General features: G+C 44.7%; 17 protein-coding genes and 1 other annotated feature (1 of these 18 cut by a window edge). Of the genes, 6 read left to right on the plus strand and 11 right to left on the minus strand.

Annotated elements, in window-relative coordinates; all coding sequences use genetic code 11:
- Positions 1-70: 70 nt before the first annotated feature.
- Positions 71-550, minus strand: a complete 480-nt coding sequence (locus IGJ17_RS15030; RefSeq protein ID WP_005233404.1) for a hypothetical protein — start codon at positions 548-550, stop codon at positions 71-73.
- 211 nt (positions 551-761) lie between these two features.
- Here IGJ17_RS15030 and IGJ17_RS15035 point away from each other — a divergent pair, with 211 nt between their 5' ends.
- The 3 genes from IGJ17_RS15035 to IGJ17_RS15045 all read left to right on the plus strand — a co-directional run bounded on the left by IGJ17_RS15035 (position 762) and on the right by IGJ17_RS15045 (position 2712).
- Complete coding sequence (locus IGJ17_RS15035; protein ID WP_005233401.1) at positions 762-1187, plus strand: HIT family protein; 426 nt, start codon at positions 762-764, stop codon at positions 1185-1187.
- Entirely contained in the window at positions 1188-1562 is a 375-nt protein-coding gene (locus IGJ17_RS15040) for a YtxH domain-containing protein (protein WP_005227717.1), read from the plus strand.
- Positions 1563-1677: 115 nt separating this feature from the next.
- Positions 1678-2712, plus strand: coding sequence for a peptidylprolyl isomerase (locus IGJ17_RS15045; protein ID WP_420657249.1), 1035 nt, complete (start codon positions 1678-1680; stop codon positions 2710-2712).
- Positions 2713-2881: 169 nt separating this feature from the next.
- On the opposite strand, the gene IGJ17_RS15050 is transcribed toward IGJ17_RS15045, so the two are convergent.
- From IGJ17_RS15050 to IGJ17_RS15070, 5 genes are all read right to left on the minus strand, one after another.
- On the minus strand, positions 2882-3826 hold the full coding sequence (locus IGJ17_RS15050) for a 3'-5' exoribonuclease YhaM family protein (protein ID WP_034872173.1): 945 nt from the start codon (positions 3824-3826) through the stop codon (positions 2882-2884).
- 16 nt (positions 3827-3842) lie between these two features.
- Positions 3843-6518 carry an AAA family ATPase gene (locus IGJ17_RS15055; protein ID WP_429961589.1) on the minus strand — a complete coding sequence of 892 codons (2676 nt, stop codon included), beginning with the start codon at positions 6516-6518 and terminating at the stop codon, positions 3843-3845.
- Positions 6515-7705, minus strand: coding sequence for a metallophosphoesterase family protein (locus IGJ17_RS15060; RefSeq protein ID WP_429961590.1), 1191 nt, complete (start codon positions 7703-7705; stop codon positions 6515-6517). The genes IGJ17_RS15055 and IGJ17_RS15060 overlap by 4 nt, the downstream gene beginning before the upstream one ends.
- 193 nt (positions 7706-7898) lie before the next feature.
- Entirely contained in the window at positions 7899-8240 is a 342-nt protein-coding gene (locus tag IGJ17_RS15065; RefSeq protein WP_005227708.1) for a YlbF family regulator, read from the minus strand.
- A 70-nt stretch (positions 8241-8310) separates the two neighbouring features.
- On the minus strand, positions 8311-10473 hold the full coding sequence (locus tag IGJ17_RS15070) for a PBP1A family penicillin-binding protein (protein WP_061053370.1): 2163 nt from the start codon (positions 10471-10473) through the stop codon (positions 8311-8313).
- 191 nt (positions 10474-10664) lie between these two features.
- On the opposite strand from IGJ17_RS15070, the gene IGJ17_RS15075 reads away from it, so the two are divergent.
- Complete coding sequence (locus IGJ17_RS15075) at positions 10665-11519, plus strand: RluA family pseudouridine synthase (protein WP_016620005.1); 855 nt, start codon at positions 10665-10667, stop codon at positions 11517-11519.
- 96 nt (positions 11520-11615) lie between these two features.
- On the opposite strand, the gene IGJ17_RS15080 is transcribed toward IGJ17_RS15075, so the two are convergent.
- From IGJ17_RS15080 to IGJ17_RS15090, 3 genes are all read right to left on the minus strand, one after another.
- Positions 11616-12692 carry a peptidoglycan DD-metalloendopeptidase family protein gene (locus IGJ17_RS15080; RefSeq protein WP_429961591.1) on the minus strand — a complete coding sequence of 359 codons (1077 nt, stop codon included), beginning with the start codon at positions 12690-12692 and terminating at the stop codon, positions 11616-11618.
- Positions 12693-12833: 141 nt separating this feature from the next.
- Positions 12834-13553 carry a pseudouridine synthase gene (locus tag IGJ17_RS15085; protein WP_008382017.1) on the minus strand — a complete coding sequence of 240 codons (720 nt, stop codon included), beginning with the start codon at positions 13551-13553 and terminating at the stop codon, positions 12834-12836.
- 69 nt (positions 13554-13622) lie between these two features.
- The gene (locus IGJ17_RS15090; protein WP_008382016.1) at positions 13623-15269 is read right to left on the minus strand and encodes a putative polysaccharide biosynthesis protein; all 1647 of its coding nucleotides are present in this window, start codon (positions 15267-15269) and stop codon (positions 13623-13625) included.
- A gap of 199 nt (positions 15270-15468) precedes the next feature.
- On the opposite strand from IGJ17_RS15090, the gene murE reads away from it, so the two are divergent.
- The gene (gene murE / locus IGJ17_RS15095; RefSeq protein ID WP_144331055.1) at positions 15469-16989 is read left to right on the plus strand and encodes a UDP-N-acetylmuramyl-tripeptide synthetase; all 1521 of its coding nucleotides are present in this window, start codon (positions 15469-15471) and stop codon (positions 16987-16989) included.
- 72 nt (positions 16990-17061) lie between these two features.
- Here murE and IGJ17_RS15100 read toward each other — a convergent pair whose 3' ends face one another.
- Positions 17062-17361 (minus strand): DUF5960 family protein, encoded by a 300-nt coding sequence (locus tag IGJ17_RS15100; RefSeq protein ID WP_008382014.1) that lies wholly within the window; start codon positions 17359-17361, stop codon positions 17062-17064.
- A 220-nt stretch (positions 17362-17581) separates the two neighbouring features.
- Here IGJ17_RS15100 and IGJ17_RS15105 point away from each other — a divergent pair, with 220 nt between their 5' ends.
- The gene (locus tag IGJ17_RS15105; RefSeq protein WP_005233376.1) at positions 17582-17812 is read left to right on the plus strand and encodes a hypothetical protein; all 231 of its coding nucleotides are present in this window, start codon (positions 17582-17584) and stop codon (positions 17810-17812) included.
- 106 nt (positions 17813-17918) lie between these two features.
- Here the strand turns inward: IGJ17_RS15105 and leuS are convergent, their stop codons facing one another.
- The gene (gene leuS, locus IGJ17_RS15110) at positions 17919-20333 is read right to left on the minus strand and encodes a leucine--tRNA ligase (protein ID WP_144331056.1); all 2415 of its coding nucleotides are present in this window, start codon (positions 20331-20333) and stop codon (positions 17919-17921) included.
- Positions 20334-20419: 86 nt separating this feature from the next.
- Positions 20420-20634, minus strand: a binding site (T-box leader); it runs 5 nt beyond the window's last position.

The following is a 20634-nucleotide window of genomic DNA, read 5'->3' on the forward strand; positions in this document are numbered from 1 at the left end:
TCGCCTGATTATGGCTCTTTGTCAACGTAGGCTCTTTTTGTTCAATTCAGTCAGCTGGCAAAACAGTTGTTTATTTTTCTTTATTCGTGACTTGCAGGATAAATTCATTTTCTCCCACTGTAATGATTTCTTGCGCTAGTTCTTGGCTGCCAAAGCGCTCTTGCCACGTTTGTGCTTCGCTGGCTGGAAAGACGACCATTTGGATGGCACCAGCGGCAAGACGGGTGGTAAAGGCTTGGACAGCGGCTGGTTCGGCATAAGAAACCAGGCTGATCCGCAGCTCTTCTTTTTGATACCCTTGATCTATTGCCCATGCTTCAACGGCTGCTTCCAATTCACTTTGCACCGCAGGGTCCATTGCTGTTTCAGTGACAATGGCGGCATTGACTACTTCTTCTTGCGGACGTGTCAGAGAATAAGTGATTGAACCAGCAAACACCACAAACAGCGTGATCGCGATCAACCACTCTTTATAGGCATAGGCTAAGTAGCGAAGCTTCGCTGAAGTCGTTGTTTTTTTCTGTAAGGTTTCTTTAATGATCGGTTTCATAGGTTCCTTCTTTCCAAATGATTTCTGATATTAAGTCTAGGGTTGTTGGAATCTAAATGCAAGCGTTTCTCGCTTGCTTTTCGCATTTCTTTAAAAAAGCGCCTTTGTTGAAGGAACAGTTGCCTTGTTCCGACTTTTTCAAAGAGGAAACCAGACGAAAAAAAGCAAAATATGGTAAAGTAGAGGTAATAGATCAAGGAGGTTTTTTACAATGGAAAATTGTATTTTTTGTAAAATCAATAATCGTGAGATTCCTAGCTACAAAGTCTACGAGGATGAGCAAGTCTATGCCTTTTTAGATATTTCCCAAGTCACCCCTGGTCATACATTGGTCATTCCCAAAACGCATGTGACGGATATTTTCGAGTACGATGAAACGTTGGCAGCAGCGGTTTTTGCCCGTATCCCTAAGATTGCTCGGGCGATCGAAAAAGCATTCCCTGAGATCGAAGGCTTAAATATCATCAACAACAATAAAGAATTGGCGTACCAATCCGTCTTCCATTCCCATGTCCATTTGATTCCTCGCTACAGCAAAGACGATGATTTCAAGATCCATTTTGGCAATCATGCAGAGAATTACACGGGGGAAGAGCTGGCGGCAATCGCCGAAAAAATTGGAAAGCAGGTGAACTAAATGATCGGTAATTTTCTTAAAGGACTTTTGTTCGGTTCCATCGCCGGCGGCTTAGGCGGTTTGCTTTTTGCACCAAAAAGCGGCAATGAAACCCGTGAAGAATTGATTCGCTATTTAGATGACACGACAGAAGCGACCTTAGAATTCAATGACAGTGTCAAACAGCTCAAAGATGCTGTGATGGTAACCCGCAAAACGATCGACGAAACGATCCCAGTTGTGACCGAATCTTTCACGAAAGATTTGGAAGCCTTCAAATTCCAAGCACAACCGCGCCTTGCTCGGATAAAAACCCAAATGGAACAATTGAATCAGCACATCACGACGATTCAAGCCCAAAGCGCCGAGGATGACAAACAAATCGAAAATTTGTAGTTTTTATGAATTTTGTTTGAAACATCCGCTGTTTTCTTTCCAACCATTTCTAGAAGTGGTATAGTAGGTGCAGTGATTATTATGAAACTTTTTAGAATTAGGAGTGCTTAAACGAATGAAGAAAAAATTAATTTTAGTAGCAGTCAGTGCAATGAGTCTTTTTGCATTAGCGGCTTGTGGTAACTCAAGTGAGGAAATCGCAACAATGAAGGGCGGTAAAATCACTGTTCAAGATTTTTATGACAAAGCAAAAACAAGTACAGAAAATCAACAAGCGTTGCGTGAAATGATCGTCTTGAAAGTCTTTAATGAAAAATACGGCGATGACGTAACGGAAGAAATGATCGACGAACAATTCAACAACGTGGCTGAGCAATACGGCGGCAGTGATTCCTTTGAATCAACATTGACTGCCTCTGGTTATACGGTGAAATCTTACCGTGCAGAATTAAAACAACAACTTGCGTTACGTGAAGGCTTAAAAGCCAACATGGATATCACTGATGAAGACATGAAAACTGCTTGGGATTCTTTCCACCCTGAAGTAGAAGCACAAATCATCAAAGTAGCAAGTGAAGATGATGCCAAAGACGTCTTAGAAGAAGCGAAAAAAGATGATGCAGACTTTGGCGAAATCGCTAAAGAAAAATCAACGGATGCGGCAACAAAAGAAGATGGCGGAACGATCAAATTCGATTCTACTTCATCAGCTGTACCAAGTGAAGTAAAAACAGCCGCTTTTGACTTAAAAGATGGTGAAATCTCTGAAGTGATCTCTGCAACCAACACGTCAACTTACACGACGGAATACTATATTGTGAAAATGGTGAAAAACCAAGACAAAGGCAACGATATGGATAAATACAAAGATGAATTGACTGAAATTGCTCAAAACACTTTGTTGAATGATTCAACCTTTATGGCAGCAACGATCGGTCAAGAATTGCAAGCAGCTAATGTGAAAATGAAAGACTCTGACTTAGCAGACTTGCTTTCTGATTACATCACAGCGGCCGAAACAGAAGATTCAACTGCTGACTCTTCTGCTAACGATGCAACGGACAGCTCAGCGGCAGATTCTTCTGCTACTGATGCAACCGATGATTCTACTGCAACGAGTGAAAGTGCTACAGATTCTTCTGCTGAATAAACGAAAAAAGAAGTGCCGTCGTAGCGGCGCTTCTTTTTTTATGCTAATTAGGTTAATATTGCCGATTCAGCTACTTTTTCCAACATCTGAAAAACCACGCTAAGCAAGCCTAGCGTGGTTTTTGTTCTTTCCGTCATTCACTTTGGTTGATCGTGCTACAAGGTCACCGCTACACTTCTTTCGGTACATAAAAACTCCGATTGTCCATGCCAAAAATTCGGTCTGTGTATTGACCAGGTTCCGTTAAACGAATCGACGTCAGCATCATTTGCATGGAAGCATCCAAATTATCGATTTGATGGAGGATCTCCGCTTCCATTATGCGGGGGCGAACAGGTGACCCATATTCTAATAAGCCATGGTGGGCTAAAACCATATGCCGCAAAACAACGATATCTTCTTCTTTGTCATCAAATTTCAAAGCCATACAGGCTTGCGTGATTTCTTCATCCACTAAGACCAAATGCCCTACTAGATTCCCCGCCAAGGTATACTCTGTCGTCATCGGACCTGTCAACTCGATCACTTTTCCTAAATCATGCAAAATGATACCCGCATACAGTAGTGAAGCATTCAATTCAGGGTACTCTTTGACGATTGCTTTTCCTAACCGCAGCATAGTGGTCGTATGATACGCCAATCCACTGGCGAAGGCATGGTGATTGCGCTTCGCAGCTGGAAAGTCAAAGAATTCCTTTTTATACTTGTTCAGTAAGAAACGGACGATTCGATTCCAGTGAGGATTCGTGATCTCAAACAAGGTTTGACTGATTTCTTCTTCCATCTCTTCTTTTCGCAAGGGTGCTTTTTCCATGTATTGGCTTGGTTCATGGGGCTCTTCCGGTTTCGCTAAACGCAAATGCATGATTTTGACTTGCGGATTGCCTTGGTAGACCTCCCGTTTTCCATCTAGCAGTACTACTTTCCCGGGTTCAAAACGGGCGATTTCTTCATCTGATGCATCCCAGAACTTTCCGTCGATCGTGCCGGATGTATCTTGAAAGGTGAAGGCAATAAATTTTTTGCCGTTTTTCGCGATCCGCACATCGGCATTCTTGATCAGCAAGAAAAGTTGAAACGTTTCATCAACAGTTAATTCACGAATTTTTTTCATGGGCTTATTTGGCCGATCAGCCAAATCTTTCACTTCCTTTACTCAGATCCTGGATAGGCTGCTGGTACTTCTGATAATAGCTTACCATTTCTTGGTCAGAAGACAAACAAATTACTTGATAACTTTGCCCAAACTCTTTTAACAGTGCGGCAAACCGTTCCTTACGAACACTATCATAATACAGCCAACCATCATCAATAATGATTGGACACAATGGGTGATTTTTTTGCAGTGCTAGATAACCGAAGCGTAACGCCATGATTAACTGATCCTTCGTGCCTGTGGACAGGTCGATGATCGAAAACATCTCGCTGGCATTTGCCGCTACCAACAAGCCATTTTCCAAAAGAATCTTTTGATAACGTCCGTTTGATAGCTGTTCAAAATAGGTTGAAGCAGCCGACAATAGCTGCGGCAATTGCTGTTCTGACAACTCGGTCGTGACATCCGTTAAAATCGAAGCCGCCAACTGACGACTCCCCCATGCCACAGCAAGTTCTTCAATGACCGCCTTTAGCTCACTTTCTTCTTGATAAAGCTGATTCAAGGTGCCATTTTTTTGACTAGCTGCTGCTTCTAATTCCAAACGCTGTTTTTGCTCCGTCAACTGCTGTATTTGTGCCTGAAGCTGTGTTTGCTGCTGCTTGATCTGGTCTTTTTGCTGCAGCAATTCTGCTTGTGTCACTGGTTTAGGATAAATCGGTGTTAACATCACCGCCAATTCTTCTGATCGCTGCTGCGTGCGTTGCGCCGCTTCCCATTGCTTCAACCAGAGGCTGATTTCTGCAGGGTGATCTAAGCCTTGTTGCTGCAAGAGATCACTGGCCTGGGAAAGCAGCTGGTCGCGTTCATTGCGGGTGCGGGTCAACTGTTGGGCCAGCAGCGTGCTAGGTTGTTGCAGTCGTGAAAGCTTGATTGTTTGCATCTCTTCATTAAACCTCTGCAAGATCGCTGCTTTTTCTAACAAGGTTTTGTTTTGCAACGGCAGCCACTCAGCATAAGGTCGGAACTGCTCGTCAAAGGGGGCCAGTTCTTCTGCGACGGCTTGCCGTTCTTGATAGGCTTGTTTGCGCTGCTGTGAGTAGGCTTGATAGCTAGCAACATCTTCATCATAGGCTAATAAATACGACTGCCAGCTTTCCACCGGCAAATCACCAAAAAAGGGGGCTAAGGCTTGGTGGGCACGATCGATCTGCTGCTGCTTTTGCTGCTGTTCATTTCCCAGCTGCGCCAACTCTTCTCCCAGCAGATCCAGCTGCATGAGAACCGTCTGCCATTCCTGTTTGATGCCTTGCTGTTTGTTTGGCGCTGCTTTCATCAACGGCAAAACACTGCCAATGATCGCTGCGATCCCTACACCTAGAGCAAGCCAGCGCCACGGACTCGGCAAAAAGATACCGATCACTACTAGCAGCCCACCGACGATCCCTAGCGGCCATAGCGGGCGAGAAACCGGCTTGCGGCCAATCAATTGAGGATGCTGCTGTTCTAAGCGAGCTGCGGTGGCTTGCAAAGGCTGCGCTTTTTCTTCTAAACGCATCATGCGCTTTTCGAGCTCTTCTAACTGCACACGTTCTTGTAGTAAACGTGTGGTTTGTTCATGGATCGAAGCCGTTACTAGCGGCGGCGATTCTCTGCTCCATTGGCGCTTTTCGATCAAGCGATTCAGCTCCGTGATGGCGACGGCTTCTTGTTGATTGGCCGCTGCTTCACGATCTGCCAAACGCACCATCGTCACTTGCTGCTGCAGCAAGTGATTGATTTGGTGCTCGTGATCAAGGTAAAAGAAATACTTATCTGATTCTTTTCCTTGCTCCAACTGATCTAATTCAGCTTCTTTTTTGCGAATTTCTTCCGTCAGCTGCTGATACTGCTGATAAAACTGTTTGATGGCTTGGACTTGCTGAGGATCGGCTAACGTATCTGCTGGTGCCATTTGCTGCCACTCTTCATAAAGACCCCAATGACTCATCTGCTGCTGATTTTCCTGATAGGCTTCATTCAATGCTTGAAACTGGTGTCGCAAGTCTTGGATCTGTTCTTGCAACTGGGCGATCTGCTGATACTGCTGTTGGATGCGGCTTTCTTCGCTTTCTTTTTCCGCAATCGTTTTTTGCAGTTTTTCTAATTGTTTTAACGCCTGATTCAAAGGCAGCTTTTGCCCCCGTGGCTTGTATTGCTGCTGATTGATGGTTTCATATTGTGCCACTTGCTGCAGCATTTTTTGACTGCCGCTGATTCCCAGAGAAATCAACGCTTGGTGCAGCTCATTTTCTTCTAGCTTATCGATCTGGGTCAATTGCTCTTGCTGAAAGGTAAAGACATCGAAGAACAATGCTCGATTGAGGGGCTGCAGGTGTTGTGCCAGCCATTGCTCATCGACCGTCTGACCAGCGACATGGACTTTGGCACGACCGCGGTCTACATGCCGATAGCGTTCCACGATCACTTCGCCGAAGGGTTCCAGCGCCAACCATAACTTGCCACCGTAAGCTGCACCGTTTTTGGGGGTATAGTCTTTTTTCTTGGCTGTCTTTTTCGGAAAGCCAAATAAGATGGCGGCAATAAATTGATACAACGTCGATTTTCCGATCTCGTTGTGCCCAAAGAGCAGCTGATTTTGCGGATGAAAGGCAAAGCTTTGTTCATGGTATTTCCCAAAACCGGTAATCTCTGCTTTTAAAATTCTCATGACTGCTCCTCCCATTGAAAGTCGTCTTTCAACAATTGCTTGGCTTGCTGCAAGACTTCTTCTTGAAATGATTCATGGGTGATCCCCCGCTGGATCAGCGGATGCTGCAATAGATCGGACAGTCGGTCCGCAAAGATCTCTGGTGACTCATACATCGCTAAAAACTGCAGCATATAGTCTTGTGGTACCGCCAATGCGATCTTGTCTTCATTGGCTTGCTCGACTTCAAGGGCATAGATTACTTGCAGCGGCTCTGTTTGTGCCAACCGTTCATTGAGGTAGGTCAGCCATTCATTTTTTTCCGCAGCTGGAAACCAATCTGGCGGCAGCTGCTGCACATCGGTCAACACCAGATGCAGCAAGCGCGAACGAGGACTTTTTAAGCGCTCGATGATCGCTGGCAATACGGCATTCGAGGCGGTCACATCCGCTAAGGAGACCACTTGCTTTTGCCAAGCGATTTCCGCGATCTCCAAGCGCTCGATTGTTGGTCCTTGTGGCGATAATTCTGCCAAAATCACCCCAGTCGCCTGCTCTTTCTTGGTCTTTCCTTGAGGCGTACCGGGATAGAGGATCGGTGGTTGCTCTGAGAGCGTCTTAGGTACATGGATGTGCCCCAAGCCCCAATAATCATAGCCTTTTTGCTTCATTTCACTGATTGAAAAGGGGGCATACCGTTCACCGGCTTGATCCCCGTGGTAAAGCCCAATATGGTAATCCACCGCTGCTCTTGCGGGAAATTCTGTTACTTTATTTTCAGCGATCCAAGGATGTTGGTAGCTAAATCCACTGATTGCATAGGTTTCACCGTTTTTCGTTGTTCCTTGTACCGTTTGAGCTTCTTCCGATGAAAAGAGAATGACGTTTTCTGGAAAAGCAAACCAATACCGTTGCGGATCATAATAATCATGGTTGCCGAAAATCATATAGACTGGGATCTCTGCTTCTCCCAGTCGTTGCAGTTGGGCAAAAAAGTCATGCTGCACTTTTAGACTCGGCCGTGCTTGATGGAATGTATCCCCAGCCAGCAAAACAAAATCGACCGCTTTTTCTAAAGCAACATCCACCAAATTACGGATGATTTTTTGATTGATAGCAGGGAGTTGGGTCTTCACTTTTTCAGATAACAGATGGACCCCTTCAAATGATCGGTCGATATGCAGGTCTGCACTATGTAAAAATAGCATTTCTTTCTCCCTCCTTAATGCTTCTATCATAACATTTATCAGTCATTTCGTCAGCAAAATACGAAAATTTGTTCGCCTTTTTCATAAAAAAAACCAAAGAAGCGCTTTTGAAACTTCTTTGGAAACGACTCTTGCAGTTGCAGCCGGTTTCTCTGAAGTTTCACTTGCTTCTTTGGTCTTTGTTTGTTGGCGATTACGCTTCGTATAGATCTCTTACAGGACCCATGATGATGCGGTTCAAGTCATTGGCTACTAAACTGAAGGCTTGCTCTTTTTGCATCAAGTCAGAAACGATGCCGTCTTGTTGAATTTTTTGCGATAATTCTTGGGCTTTTTGCGCTTCTTCTTCCGTCATTTCTTCGCCAGCCATCATTTTTTGTTGCAGGCTTTGTTGCAACTCTTGAAACTCTTTGAATAACGCGTACGCTTCTTCATTTGCTTTCAAACGGTCGAAAGAACCTTTCAGATCTTGAAATTGTTCTGACTCCCGTAATTCACGTTCTAATTGATTTGCTGTATCATAAATATTTGCCATTTTGACGCCTCCTCTTTTTTTCTAGTATACCATTCTTCTCAGGTTCTAGACTAGCAGTTGCCTAATTCCTTTAATTTCCACTAATGGAATTCCACAAGCCGCCAAACAATTCTTTCGTTCCTTCTTTGATCTTGCTGCCGAATTCCTTCATACCTTCTTTGGCGCTTTCGGCAAAGTCATCGATGGTTTGTTGCCAATCATTGCTATTTTGTGACGTACTGCTATCAGGATCTGGTACCTCATCGGCTGCCATTAATTTTCCGCCTGTCCAATAAGCGTCTGCAACTTGGAATTGGGTGCCTTGACTATAAGGCAGTAAGCTTTCGGCCTCTGCTTTAAATATTTTCCCAACAACTTGTCCGCTAGTTCCCGTTAAGTAATGATCTTCACTCACATGTTCAAATCCTAGCCAGGTTGACAGAACCATATCAGGAGTATAGCCGACGATCCATTGGTCATTGACCTTAGAAGCATCAAAGTTGGTCTCTGTCGTACCCGTCTTACCGGCGATCGTAAAGCCGTACGGACTAGCACTAACCCCCGTCCCGTTAGAGAAGGTTCCTAGCATCATGCTCGTCATTTTATCAGCGGTCTCTTTAGAAATCACGCGTTTGCCTTGCACAGACGTATTGTCAACGATCACGGCACCAGTTGAATCAACGATTTTGGTGATCAAATGCGGTTTGTAGTAATACCCGCCATTAGCGAAAACGCCATACGCTGCTGCCATCGTCATTGGAGATTCCCCTTTTTCCAAACCACCTAATGCTAAGCCATAATATTTGTCGGATTCGGTCAAGGAAAGACCGAATTCTTGTGCTTTGCTATACCCGCGATCTAAGCCGATCTCATGCAGCAGCCAAACTGCTGGCAGATTCAAACTTTGGGCGAGGGCTTGATACATGACTGCTTCGCCAGCATAGGTCCCGTCAAAGTTTTGAGCATCATAAAAATCAAGAGGCTCGTCTTTCAGGACACTGTCCGGTTCAAACCCAGCTTCTAGGGCAGGGGCGAAGACGCTGATCGGTTTGATCGTGGAACCTGGTGAACGTTTCATTTGCGTGGCAAAATTAAATCCTCTAAAGACGTGCTCACCACGACGACCCACCACCGCTTGCACCCCACCGGTATTCGGATCAAGTGCGACAGAGCCAGATTGCACCATCGTGCCATCAGCGGCATTTTCAGGGAACAAGGCATCGTTTTTATAGGCAGCTTCCATTTGTGCTTGGTAGTTTTGATCCAGGGCTGTATAGATCTTGTAGCCGCGATTCATGACATCATCGGCGTCCAACCCATAGGATTCGGCTTCGTCGATGACCGCATCGAAATAATAAGGATACTTATAGCCAGATTCTGAATTGCCAAATCCATCATAAAGTAAATTGGCTAAGACAACTTGTGATTCTTGGTCAGCAACGGACTGGTCCAACTTGCCGTTATCCACCATCAAACTCAAGACGGTGTCGCGACGGTTCGTGGCGTTTTCCAGATTGTCGATCGGGTTATAGATCGAAGGACCTTTGAGCATCCCCACCAACGTCGCAGCTTCTCCCACGCTTAGTTCAGAAGCATTGACACCGAAATATTTTAGCGAAGCATCTTGAATGCCCCAAACCCCGTTACCGAAATAGGAACTGTTCAAATACATTTCTAAAATCTCATCTTTAGAATATTTCTTCTCGATCTCGATCGCTAAGAAAAGCTCCTTGGCTTTTCGACTAAAGGTTTGATCCAAGGACAGATAGGCATTTTTAGCAAGCTGCTGGGTGATGGTACTTCCCCCACCGCCTTCGGCACTGCGGTTGACCAGCATACGTAGGGCTGCCCGAGCGATCCCTTTGATATCAAACCCGTGGTGATTATAGAAGTTGCGGTCTTCGGTTGAGATCAAGGCGTTGACCACATCACTGGAGATGGCATCAAGAGAAACGTACGTGCCTTTTTGCGAGTACAACTGCCCTGCTTCATCACCATTGGCATCAAAAATCACCGTCGATTCTTTCAGACCTGACTCTAATTCACTGACTTTCGTATTTTTGGCGATATAAAATAAATACCCGCTCATGATTAAGATAGCAACTAAACTAAGTAAAATAAAAATTTTATTTACGTGGTATTTTTTCCAAACCCGCTTGCGCCATTGATGAAATTGCTGCAAATACGGTTTTAACCAGCGCCAAAAGGTCAGCCAACCGGTCTTTATTTTGTGAAGGATGTGTTTCCAATCCATTACTTCACGCTCCTTTGGTTAAGTGTAGCATAAATGACTTTCTTTGTTATACGGCTCTAGACGTAATTTCATTCGAAAAGAATGCTTTATTATTCTAGCATTGAATACTCTGTTTTTTATTGTTTTTTTTATAAGAAAAGCTTAAAGATGCTATAATAGTCGGTAGCGAATAGCAAAGAAAGGACGTTATTATGGAATACACCATGACTTTACCCGAAAATCACCCGCCCATGCCGCTTCGCGATTTGTTGGAACAGGAGTGGCTCGTTCCACGAAAAGTGCGCCATTTTCTGCGCACACGGAAAAATGTGGCCGTCAATCAGCAGCCCGCGATGTTTCATCAAGAAGTTCGTGGGGGTGATCAAATCACTTTGATCATTGAAGACAGTGATTACAGCTACCAGCCGATCCAGTTAGGCCAAGCGGACAAAGTCGACGTACTTTTTGAAGATGAACACTTATTGGTGCTGAACAAGCCTGCCGGGGTCAAGACGCACCCAAATCAGCCATTAGAAGCAGATACTCTGTTGAATGATGCAGCTGCTTACCTTGCGCCGAAACAGCAGCAGCCTTATGTGGTCCATCGTCTAGACAAAGAAACCAGCGGTGTGGTTTTATTTGCAAAAAATCCTTTGGTGTTGCCGATCTTGGGCCGAATGCTGGAAAACAAACAGATTTTCCGTCGCTATCAAGCCACTGTTTTGGGGAAACTTACGCAAGATCAAACGATCGCCAAAAAAATCGGTCGTGACCGTCACGATCGTCGCAAGCGGATCATTGACTCCCGCAACGGTCAGTCAGCCGTCACCCATGTAACCATCGCTCACGCCCAACAAAAGACAACCAATGTGTATTGTGTGTTAGAAACTGGTAGGACCCACCAAATTCGCGTCCACCTTGCCAGCATCGGTCATCCAGTCGTTGGCGACCCGCTTTACCAAAACAAACCAGCGCCACGTTTGCTGCTGCATGGCTACGAATTGCATCTAGAGCATCCTTTTACCAAAGAACAGTTAGTGATCATCGCTCAACCGGGCTTGTGGTAAGCAACCAAAAAGCATGACGACTTGAGGAATCCCTCTTGTCAGTCATGCTTTTTGGTTTCAGATGATTTTCTCCATGCTTCTACTTGGTATTTTGGTTTATAGCGGTAAGTAAGCTGCTGGATCAACGAATTCTGACCACAACGTCTTACTCAGTCCAAAGTGCAGATGGACGCCTGTCGAATTTCCAGTCGTCCCCATCGTACCGACTTGGTCGCCGACTGCAGCGGTCGCCCCCTTTGAGACACTGACAGCTGTTAAATGAAAATAATACGAGTAAAAGCCATTATCGTGAGCCAAAATCACGTAATTTCCAGTGCTTGGGCCATAGCCAGCATCTTCTACCTGTCCATCACGAGCGGCGACGATTTTCTCCCCCGCTTGACCTGTGAAGTCGATCCCGTCATGCTGCGTCCCTGAAAAACCAGTCGGGTCTGCTCGAGTACCAAAACCGCTGGAGATCGACACGGAGCCAGTGATTGGCAGTGAAAATTCACTGGCTGCCGCTTTCTCCGCTGCTTCTTTGGCTTTTTGTTTCGCTTCTTCAGCTGCTTTTGCTTCTTGCTCCACTTTTTCTTGTAGGTCTTGCACTTGGGCTTGCGTCTGCTGCAGCTGCTCTTGTTGGGACTGCAATTCTTTTTTGGCTGTTGCTAATTGTTCTTCGCTATGTACTAATTGGGCTTGCGTCAAGGTTTGGTACGAAGTGATTCGTTGTTGTTCGGCTTCTTTTTCCGCCAATTGTTGGTTCACTTCCCGTAAAGCCGCTTGTTGTTCACTAAACTTGCGTAGTTGCTGGATCGTGGCTTGCGGTCCATCGACTACCAGACTGCTTTGCGCTTGGCTTCCTTGGTGCTGGGCTTTTTGATCATTTAGTGCAGTGATCTGCGTTTGAACTTCCTTGCTTTCTTCTGCCAGTTGGCTTAATTCTTCCTGATAATCCGCTAATTGACTTTCCAACGCTGTGACTTTCTGTTGGCTGGTGGTGACTTCGTCTTCATAAGAGGCTAGTTCTGTGGTCAAAACCGTCAGTTCCTCGCTGCTCTTGGTTTCAGCAGCATAACTGATAGCTGGCTGGAAAAGCGGCAACGTAAGGGCGAGCAATAAAAAAATCTTTTTCTTCAATGAGGTAACTCCTTCTTTTTTTAGTAGCTTGGCTACTTTAACATGCTTATTCATGAAAAAAAAGAGGGTTTTTCCAACAGTTTAAAGTCTATTGTTGCAAACTTTCATGTAAATCACCTATAAAACGGGCTTTTTTTACAAATATTGCAGCCGAATAACAACTTTCATAAGAATTTCTTTAGCTCGCCGATCGTCTTATCCTCGCTCTTGCAGCTTCGCCAATTCCTCAGGAGTCAATTCCCGATACTCGCCTAATGCCAAATCATCTGGCAGGGACAGGCCTCCCATGCGAATCCGTTTCAAATAAACGACTTCTTTTCCTACTGCATGGACCATCCGTTTGACTTGATGAAACTTGCCTTCATGGAGGATCAGTTTGATTTCGCTGCGCGTTTCGTCTTCATCGACGTTGAGGATCTGCAGTTCAGCCGGCAAGGTCCACTCGCCGTCTAATTTGATGCCTTTGGCAAAGGTTTTTTGATCCTCCGCTGTCATGATTCCCTCGACTTGGGCATAATATTCTTTTTCCACATGCTTCTTAGGCGACAATAATTGATGCGCCAATCCGCCATCGTTCGTAATCAGCAAAAAGCCTTCGGTGTCTTTATCCAACCGTCCTACTGGAAACAAATCTTCGCGAAACGCTTCTTCAGAAAACAAATCTAAGACCGTCTCTTCATAGGAATCGACGGTTGCCGAAATCACTCCAGCGGGTTTATTCAGCAAATAATAAAACTGGCTTTGATAGACGATGGGTTCCCCCTCAAAACAAACGGTATCTTGTGTTTCTAGTACTTGCGCTTTGTCACTCTTGATGACTTGTCCATTGACGGTCACGAGACCTTTTTTGATCAACTGTTTCACTTCTTTGCGGGAGCCATAACCCATATCCGCTAAAAACTTGTCTAAACGCATCGGTTTCTTCCTTTCATATAAAACAGCCGCCAAGGTCTCACAAAGGAGGCTCAGCGGCTGCTTCTAGTTTTATTTGATGTGTAATTTCTGGCGTAAACGAACCATTGATGAGCCGAGTAGTTTTTCAGCTAAACGCAATTTCAGCGCAATGTAGATGTACACACTGCCACCGACTCCTGCTACTAGCAAGCTCAAGATAAAGGCTTGGACTTTTCTTTCAGAGCTAAAGATGAGACCAAAGAGTTGGCGGGCGATCAACGCTGCGATCACCATAATGATCGTCATCGCGCCAATCAATAACGTCCGTCGCAACGTTAAGTTTACATTGAAATGGCCTTTGCGTATCATCTTGCGAATGTTCAGCCAGCAGACGATCCCTAAAGCAATCGTCGTGGAAACTAATGGGCCATAAACTTGGAACAACCGAATCGCTGGATACTGCAGGATCAACTTCACCAGCAACCCTACAAAGAAGAAAACAACGGCTTCTTTGTTGTGGTACATTCCTTGCAGCATACTAGAACTAAGCATAAACAAGCCCAAGACCAGACCAGACAGACAGGCAGCGACTAAAACGCTCGCTCCTAACGCATCTGGACGATAAAACAAGGTGTATAAGGGATAAGACAGCACGATCATCCCAAAGGTCGCTGGGAACATTACAAAGGAATACAATTGTAAGTTATTGCTGATCAATTTAGCTAAGTTCTTTTTGTCTTTTTTGGCGACTGCTTCACTGATCAAAGGCAAGCCTGTTGAAGCCATGGAAGTAGCTAATCCGATAACCACCATCGTCAACTTATCAGGGTTGCTACCGAAAATCGCCATTAATTCTAAGAGCTGATCATTTGAAAATTCAGTAAAACTACTCATGATCCGCACAAAGGTGTATTGATCCACCAATTTTAAAATCGTGATCCCAGAACCAACGATAATAAAAGGGATCGCTTCTTTGATGGTCGCTAAAACCAATTCTTTGGTTTGCAACACGGTTTCTTCTTTGCTCATATCGACTAAGACGTCCATCCGTACCCGTTGCTTTTGGAAGTAATAGCCTAAAACCAAAATACTGGCTAAGACACCGATAAAGGCGGCAAAGGTCGATTGCGTCACAGCCGCCGTGTATTCGCCTTCGATAACCCGCATAATGATGAAGGTCGCCAAAAGCATATAGCAGACGCGGGCGATTTGTTCGACAACTTGCGAGATCGCAAAAGGTTTCATGTCTTGGTTTCCTTGGAAGTATCCTCGCATAACACTCATACAAGGAAAGACCAATAGTGCAATGCTCAATGAGCGCATTGCAGGAATCAATTCTTCCCCGCCACCTGAAGCCGTTGCCAACCATGGGGCTGCCAAATACATGATTCCGGCGGTCACCACGCCAAAGCCTGCCATCAATTGGAAGGCCCTTAAAAAGAGCTTCTGGCTGGTGCGGTATTCTTGGCGAGAATTATAAAAAGAAATCTGCTTGGCAATTGCCGATGGAATCCCAGCAGTTGAGATCATTAAAAATAAGGCGTAAACATTATAGCCCATCCCAAATAACGCATTTGCTTTATCTGCATTTGCCCCCATCCAATAATACCAAGGTAAAATGTAAATGGCGCCAAGCAAACGTGAACCGATATTGCCCATTGTCATCCAAGCAGATCCTTGAGCCATTTTTTCTTGTGTAGTTAATTCTTTTGACACTGAACGCATGTGATTATCCATCGCCATTATCTCCAACTTTCTACAAACATATCCCTTCCATTTTAATTCGAAAAAGAGTTGGTCGCAATCTATTTTTGCAACATCTTAAAGTTTCTTCAAAATAAGAAGAAAAAAAAGAAAACTTTTCCCTCCTAAACGGCGGTTTTTAGGAGTTATGCTATAATAAGAGAAATCTTTAGAGGAATGAAGGAGAACAACGATGCAAAAGGAACTCATTACCGTGCCACAGATCCGCAAACTCTTATTGCAGGAAAACCTACTAAAAGAAATCATCACCCCCACTGATTGGGTTTATACCGTGCCGCAAGAAATGACTGATATTGCCTTTACCTCCTTAAGTTACGACTCGCGAACGGCCAATGCGGCAACGCTTTTTTTCTGTAAAGGGGCTTCTTTTAAAGAAAGCTACCTGGCCGCCGCCATTGATCAAGGCATTCAGTGCTACATTTCAGAAACACCTTATGACAACTTCGCAACCTACGGGATCATTGTTACGGACATTCGAGAAACGATGGCAGTGATCGCTCAAGCGTTTTATGGTAACCCGCAAGAACAGCTAGTGACCATCGGCATCACTGGCACAAAAGGCAAAACCAGCTGCGCCTATTTTGCTCGGGCGATTTTAGCAGAATCGACGGGTCAAAAAGTAGCATTCTTTTCATCGGAGGAAAACTCAGTCGATGGAAAAACCTTTAATGAAGCAGTGTTGACGACTCCCGAAACACTGGATCTTTATAAAATGATGGCTGAGGCTGTTGCAAACGGCATGACCCATCTTGTAATGGAAGTTTCTTCTCAAGCGTATAAAACCAAACGGGTCGCCGGCATTACCTTTGATATTGGCGCGTTCTTGAATATTTCGCCTGATCACATTGGACCGGTGGAACACCCGACTTATGATGATTACCTTTACTGCAAACGGGAACTGATCCGCAACAGCAAACAAATGATTTTAAATCGTCAAAGCGATCACTACCACTTGCTGCGAGAAACTTGTGAAGTCCATCAAGTTCCTTATATCACCTACGGACGTTCAGACGCCGATTATGTCGTCCAAGAAGGAATGGACCTAAAGAGTTTTGCCCTGACAGCTGCTTCTGATGTCTTGCAGGTCTCTGGTGAATATCAACTGGGGATCTTAGGTTCTTTCAACCATGAGAATGCCGCAGCGGCGATTTTGGCTGCCTGCTTAGCGGGTGCCTCTCGTAAGGACGCTCAGAAAGTCCTGCCGACAGTGATCATCCCTGGACGAATGATCGTTTTAGAAAAAGAAAATGGCGCCGTCATGATCGTTGACTATGCCCACAATTACCTGAGCTTCCAATCATTAAGTGAACTTGCCCGTCAATTACGCCCAGATGGCCGCCTGCTTTTTGTCACTGGCAGTGCTGGCGGAAAAGCCCAATCTCGCCGAGCAGATATGGGACGAGCGCTAGGAGAATATGCGGACAAAGTCTACCTGACCAGCGATGATCCTGATTTTGAAGAAGCAGCTGCGATCGCAAAAGAAATTGCAGATGCTATCACCAATCCTGAAGTTGCCATCATTCATGAGATGGATCGGGCTCAAGCCGTCAAATTGGCGATCGCTGAAGCAGACGGTCGTGATATCGTGATTATTGCGGGCAAAGGCGCCGAACAATACTTGAAAGTCGCTGGAAAAAAAGTCCCTTACATCGGTGACTTGACCTTAGCGCAGCAGCAAGCCAAGCACCAATAGCAACAAGTTGTCTCAACAAAAAAAGCTTTCAGATGATCCATTAAATCATCTGAAAGCTTTTTTCCTGTGTGATTAAGGTTGTTCATCTTCGTAAGTCTCATAGACATAGGGTGCGCCATCATAACGGAATTCTGTTGAAATGGCAGCGTCAAGGTCTTCGGTAAACATTCGCTTGCTGAAAGGAAACAAAAAGACTTGCCCTTCTTTGGCATCTTCGGCTGCTAAACGGTAAAACAGCTCTTCTTCTGTTAATTGTTGATTCAACTGTTCCAAGACATCGGCAGTGACTGCCTCTTCTTCATAACCAGGTTTGGCAATCCGTGCATAATCTTCAAAAAAAGCCGTTTGGCCTTCAAATGATTGATACTCCATGTAAGTCCCCTCTTTCTTTTCTCTTTCTTTATTATACGAGAGTCTGTGAGGATCAGCGAATAATATGATCGCTAACAAGCGGAAATTTGGCTTTTTTAGCGCTTAAATATGTCAGAAACATTTCAAGTGTATTACGAATCAATTATTTGACAAAATCAGATTGAACACGTATCCAAATTTTGTATAATGATACATAGAGACTATAAAAGGGGCAAATGTAATGAACAACGCAAAGAAAAAATTATTCGTCGGTACTGGTGCTGCAATTGGTTTTGTCGCAATCGTTGCTATGATGGCTCAGTTCATGATTTCCAATCATCTATTTGGCGGAAGTGATGCTTCATCAGAAATTTTCACTCGCGCTACGTATCCAAACGGCTTTCTACTAGTGATCTTGATTCCATTGGTCGCAACAGCCGCTTTGTTCTATGGTATCATTCGCAAAAAATAACAAAAAAGTGTTGCTGAGAACCACTCAGTAACACTTTTTTTCTTTGTCGCTACCAAAAAGCTGCCTAACAGACCATTGACCTGTTAGGCAGCTACTTTTTTAGCGTTTAGTTTGCAACGATATTGACCAATTTATTGGGTACGACGATCACTTTGCGGATTGTTTTTCCTTGCAGCTGTTCTTGGACAAGTTCGTTTTCTTGGGCCAATTGTTCAAGCACAGCTTTTTCTGCGTCTGCTGGAACCATTGCTTTAGCACGAACTTTGCCGTTGACTTGAAAGACGACTTCGATCTCATCTTCCACTAGGGCACTTTCGTCATAGGTTGGCCAAGGCACATAAGAGATCCCATGGTCATTCCCGAGGATCGACCAGAGCTCTTCACCGATATGCGGTGCGATTGGAGCCAATAGCTGCACAAATCCTTCGACATACTCGTAAGGTAAGGCATCAGCTTTATACGCTTCATTGACGAAGACCATCAATTGGGAAATCGCTGTATTGAAATGCAGCTGTTCATAATCTTCCGTCACTTTTTTAACCGTTTGGTTATACACCTTCGACAATTTTCCATCGTTGAATGTCGTGATGCGGTCGCGCATTTTGCCATTTTCATCGACGATCAAGCGCCACACGCGATCCAAGAATTTGCGACTGCCTTCAAGGCCATTCTCATTCCAGGCGATCGATGCATCCAATGGTCCCATAAACATTTCATATAGACGCAAAGTATCTGCACCGTATTGATTGATGACATCATCTGGATTGACGACGTTGCCGCGGGATTTCGACATTTTTTCATTGTTTTCCCCAAGGATCATCCCTTGGTTGAACAATTTTTCAAATGGTTCTTTCGTTGGTACGACACCGATATCATACAAGAATTTATGCCAGAAGCGAGCATAAAGCAAATGCAAGACAGCGTGTTCCGCCCCACCGATATAAATATCGACTGGCATCCAGCGTTTCAATTTATCATAGTCTGCCAAAACAGACTTATTATGAGGATCGATAAAGCGTAAGAAATACCATGAGCTTCCTGCCCATTGTGGCATCGTATTGGTTTCGCGACGTCCTTTTTTCCCAGTTTCTGGATCGGTGACATTGACCCAATCCGTGACATTAGCTAATGGCGATTCCCCAGTACCGCTTGGTTTGATATTGTCGGTTTTTGGCAAACGCAATGGCAGCTGATCTTCAGAAAGCGCTGTGGTCGTCCCATCTTCCCAATGGATGATTGGGATTGGTTCACCCCAATACCGTTGGCGAGAGAACAACCAATCGCGAAGACGATAGCTGACTTCTTTTTTCCCAACATGGTTTTCTTCCAACCATGCGACCATTTTTTCAATGGCTGTCTCTTTGTCTAGCCCATCCAAAAAGTCTGAATTGATATGCAGTCCATCTTCGGTATAGGCAGATTCTTCCACGTTGCCCCCTGCCAATACAGGAATGATCTCTAAGCCAAATGTTTTGGCAAATTCGTGGTCACGTTCGTCATGGGCAGGAACCGCCATGATCGCACCTGTTCCATAAGAAGCCAAAACGTAATCGGCGATCCAAATCGGGATCTCTTTGCCATTCACGGGATTGATGGCATAGGCACCAGTGAAGACACCGGTTTTTTCTTTGGCCAAATCTGTTCGGTTCAAATCAGATTTTTTCGATGCTTCTTCTACATAGGCATCAATGGCTGCTTTTTGTTCTGGGGTAGTGATTTGGGCCACTAGCTCATGTTCTGGTGCCAATACAGCGTAGGTCGCACCAAACAAGGTATCTGGTCGAGTCGTAAAGACGGTAAAGTCTTTTTCCATCCCTGCCACTTTAAACGTTACGTTGGCTCCGACAGAACGTCCGATCCAATTGCGTTGCATTTCTTTGATGCTTTCTGGCCAATCAACTTCTTCTAAATCGTCCAATAAACGATCAGCATATGCCGTGATTTTTAGCATCCATTGGCGCATCGGTTTGCGGATCACATCATAGCCGCCCCGTTCGCTCTTGCCGTCAATGACTTCTTCATTGGCGATCACAGTTCCAAGCTCTGGTACCCAATTTACCGGAACTTCGGCTTCATAAGCTAACCCTTTTTCATAAAGCTTGGTAAAGATCCATTGCGTCCACTTGTAATATTCAGGATCTGTCGTATTGATTTCACGATTCCAGTCATAGCTGAACCCTAGCGCATTGATTTGACGGCGGAAGGTCTCAATATTTTTCTTCGTAAATTCCGCTGGATCATTTCCTGTATCTAGTGCATATTGTTCGGCAGGCAGACCAAAGGCATCCCAGCCCATTGGGTGCAGTACATTGTACCCTTGGCTGCGTTTGAAGCGGCTCAAGATATCCGTAGCCGTATAGCCTTCTGGATGTCCGACATGTAATCCTTGTCCGGATGGATATGGGAACATATCTAGCGCATAAAATTTTGGTTTGTCCGGCTCATCATGGGTGTTGAACTCATTTTTCTTTGCCCAATATTTTTGCCATTTTTTTTCGATTTCTTTGTGATTGTAATTCACGATGGACTCCTCCTAAAAATTGGTGCTTTGCTCGTCAAATCAACCAGCAAAACTTAAAAAAAGTCCTATAAAAATCGCTATGATTTTTATAGGACGTTATCAACGTGGTACCACCTAAGTTTATCTGCTCCTCAAAAAAGCAGACCTCGATGTTTTAACGGCCATCGCCGTATCTGCCTAGCCAAATCAGGTTCAGTCAGATATCACTCGAAGACGAGTTCGAAAGGTGTGCTGTGCATTTCCACCAACCATGCACTCTCTAAAAGTCCCACCGTACTTCTACTATTCCTTCTCAAACGTG

This window comes from Enterococcus sp. DIV1096b, assembly GCF_050498765.1.
In the GTDB taxonomy this organism is placed as follows: Bacteria; Bacillota; Bacilli; order Lactobacillales; family Enterococcaceae; genus Enterococcus_D; species Enterococcus_D entomosocium.

Bases quoted from the DNA above. Each gene is read 5' to 3' on its own strand.
- IGJ17_RS15030 (WP_005233404.1), bottom strand. From the start codon at position 550: ATGAAACCGATCATTAAAGAAACCTTACAGAAAAAAACAACGACTTCA.
- IGJ17_RS15035 (WP_005233401.1), top strand. From the start codon at position 762: ATGGAAAATTGTATTTTTTGTAAAATCAATAATCGTGAGATTCCTAGC.
- IGJ17_RS15040 (WP_005227717.1), top strand. From the start codon at position 1,188: ATGATCGGTAATTTTCTTAAAGGACTTTTGTTCGGTTCCATCGCCGGC.
- IGJ17_RS15045 (WP_420657249.1), top strand. From the start codon at position 1,678: ATGAAGAAAAAATTAATTTTAGTAGCAGTCAGTGCAATGAGTCTTTTT.
- IGJ17_RS15050 (WP_034872173.1), bottom strand. From the start codon at position 3,826: ATGAAAAAAATTCGTGAATTAACTGTTGATGAAACGTTTCAACTTTTC.
- IGJ17_RS15055 (WP_429961589.1), bottom strand. From the start codon at position 6,518: ATGAGAATTTTAAAAGCAGAGATTACCGGTTTTGGGAAATACCATGAA.
- IGJ17_RS15060 (WP_429961590.1), bottom strand. From the start codon at position 7,705: ATGCTATTTTTACATAGTGCAGACCTGCATATCGACCGATCATTTGAA.
- IGJ17_RS15065 (WP_005227708.1), bottom strand. From the start codon at position 8,240: ATGGCAAATATTTATGATACAGCAAATCAATTAGAACGTGAATTACGG.
- IGJ17_RS15070 (WP_061053370.1), bottom strand. From the start codon at position 10,473: ATGGATTGGAAACACATCCTTCACAAAATAAAGACCGGTTGGCTGACC.
- IGJ17_RS15075 (WP_016620005.1), top strand. From the start codon at position 10,665: ATGGAATACACCATGACTTTACCCGAAAATCACCCGCCCATGCCGCTT.
- IGJ17_RS15080 (WP_429961591.1), bottom strand. From the start codon at position 12,692: ATGAATAAGCATGTTAAAGTAGCCAAGCTACTAAAAAAAGAAGGAGTT.
- IGJ17_RS15085 (WP_008382017.1), bottom strand. From the start codon at position 13,553: ATGCGTTTAGACAAGTTTTTAGCGGATATGGGTTATGGCTCCCGCAAA.
- IGJ17_RS15090 (WP_008382016.1), bottom strand. From the start codon at position 15,269: ATGGATAATCACATGCGTTCAGTGTCAAAAGAATTAACTACACAAGAA.
- murE (WP_144331055.1), top strand. From the start codon at position 15,469: ATGCAAAAGGAACTCATTACCGTGCCACAGATCCGCAAACTCTTATTG.
- IGJ17_RS15100 (WP_008382014.1), bottom strand. From the start codon at position 17,361: ATGGAGTATCAATCATTTGAAGGCCAAACGGCTTTTTTTGAAGATTAT.
- IGJ17_RS15105 (WP_005233376.1), top strand. From the start codon at position 17,582: ATGAACAACGCAAAGAAAAAATTATTCGTCGGTACTGGTGCTGCAATT.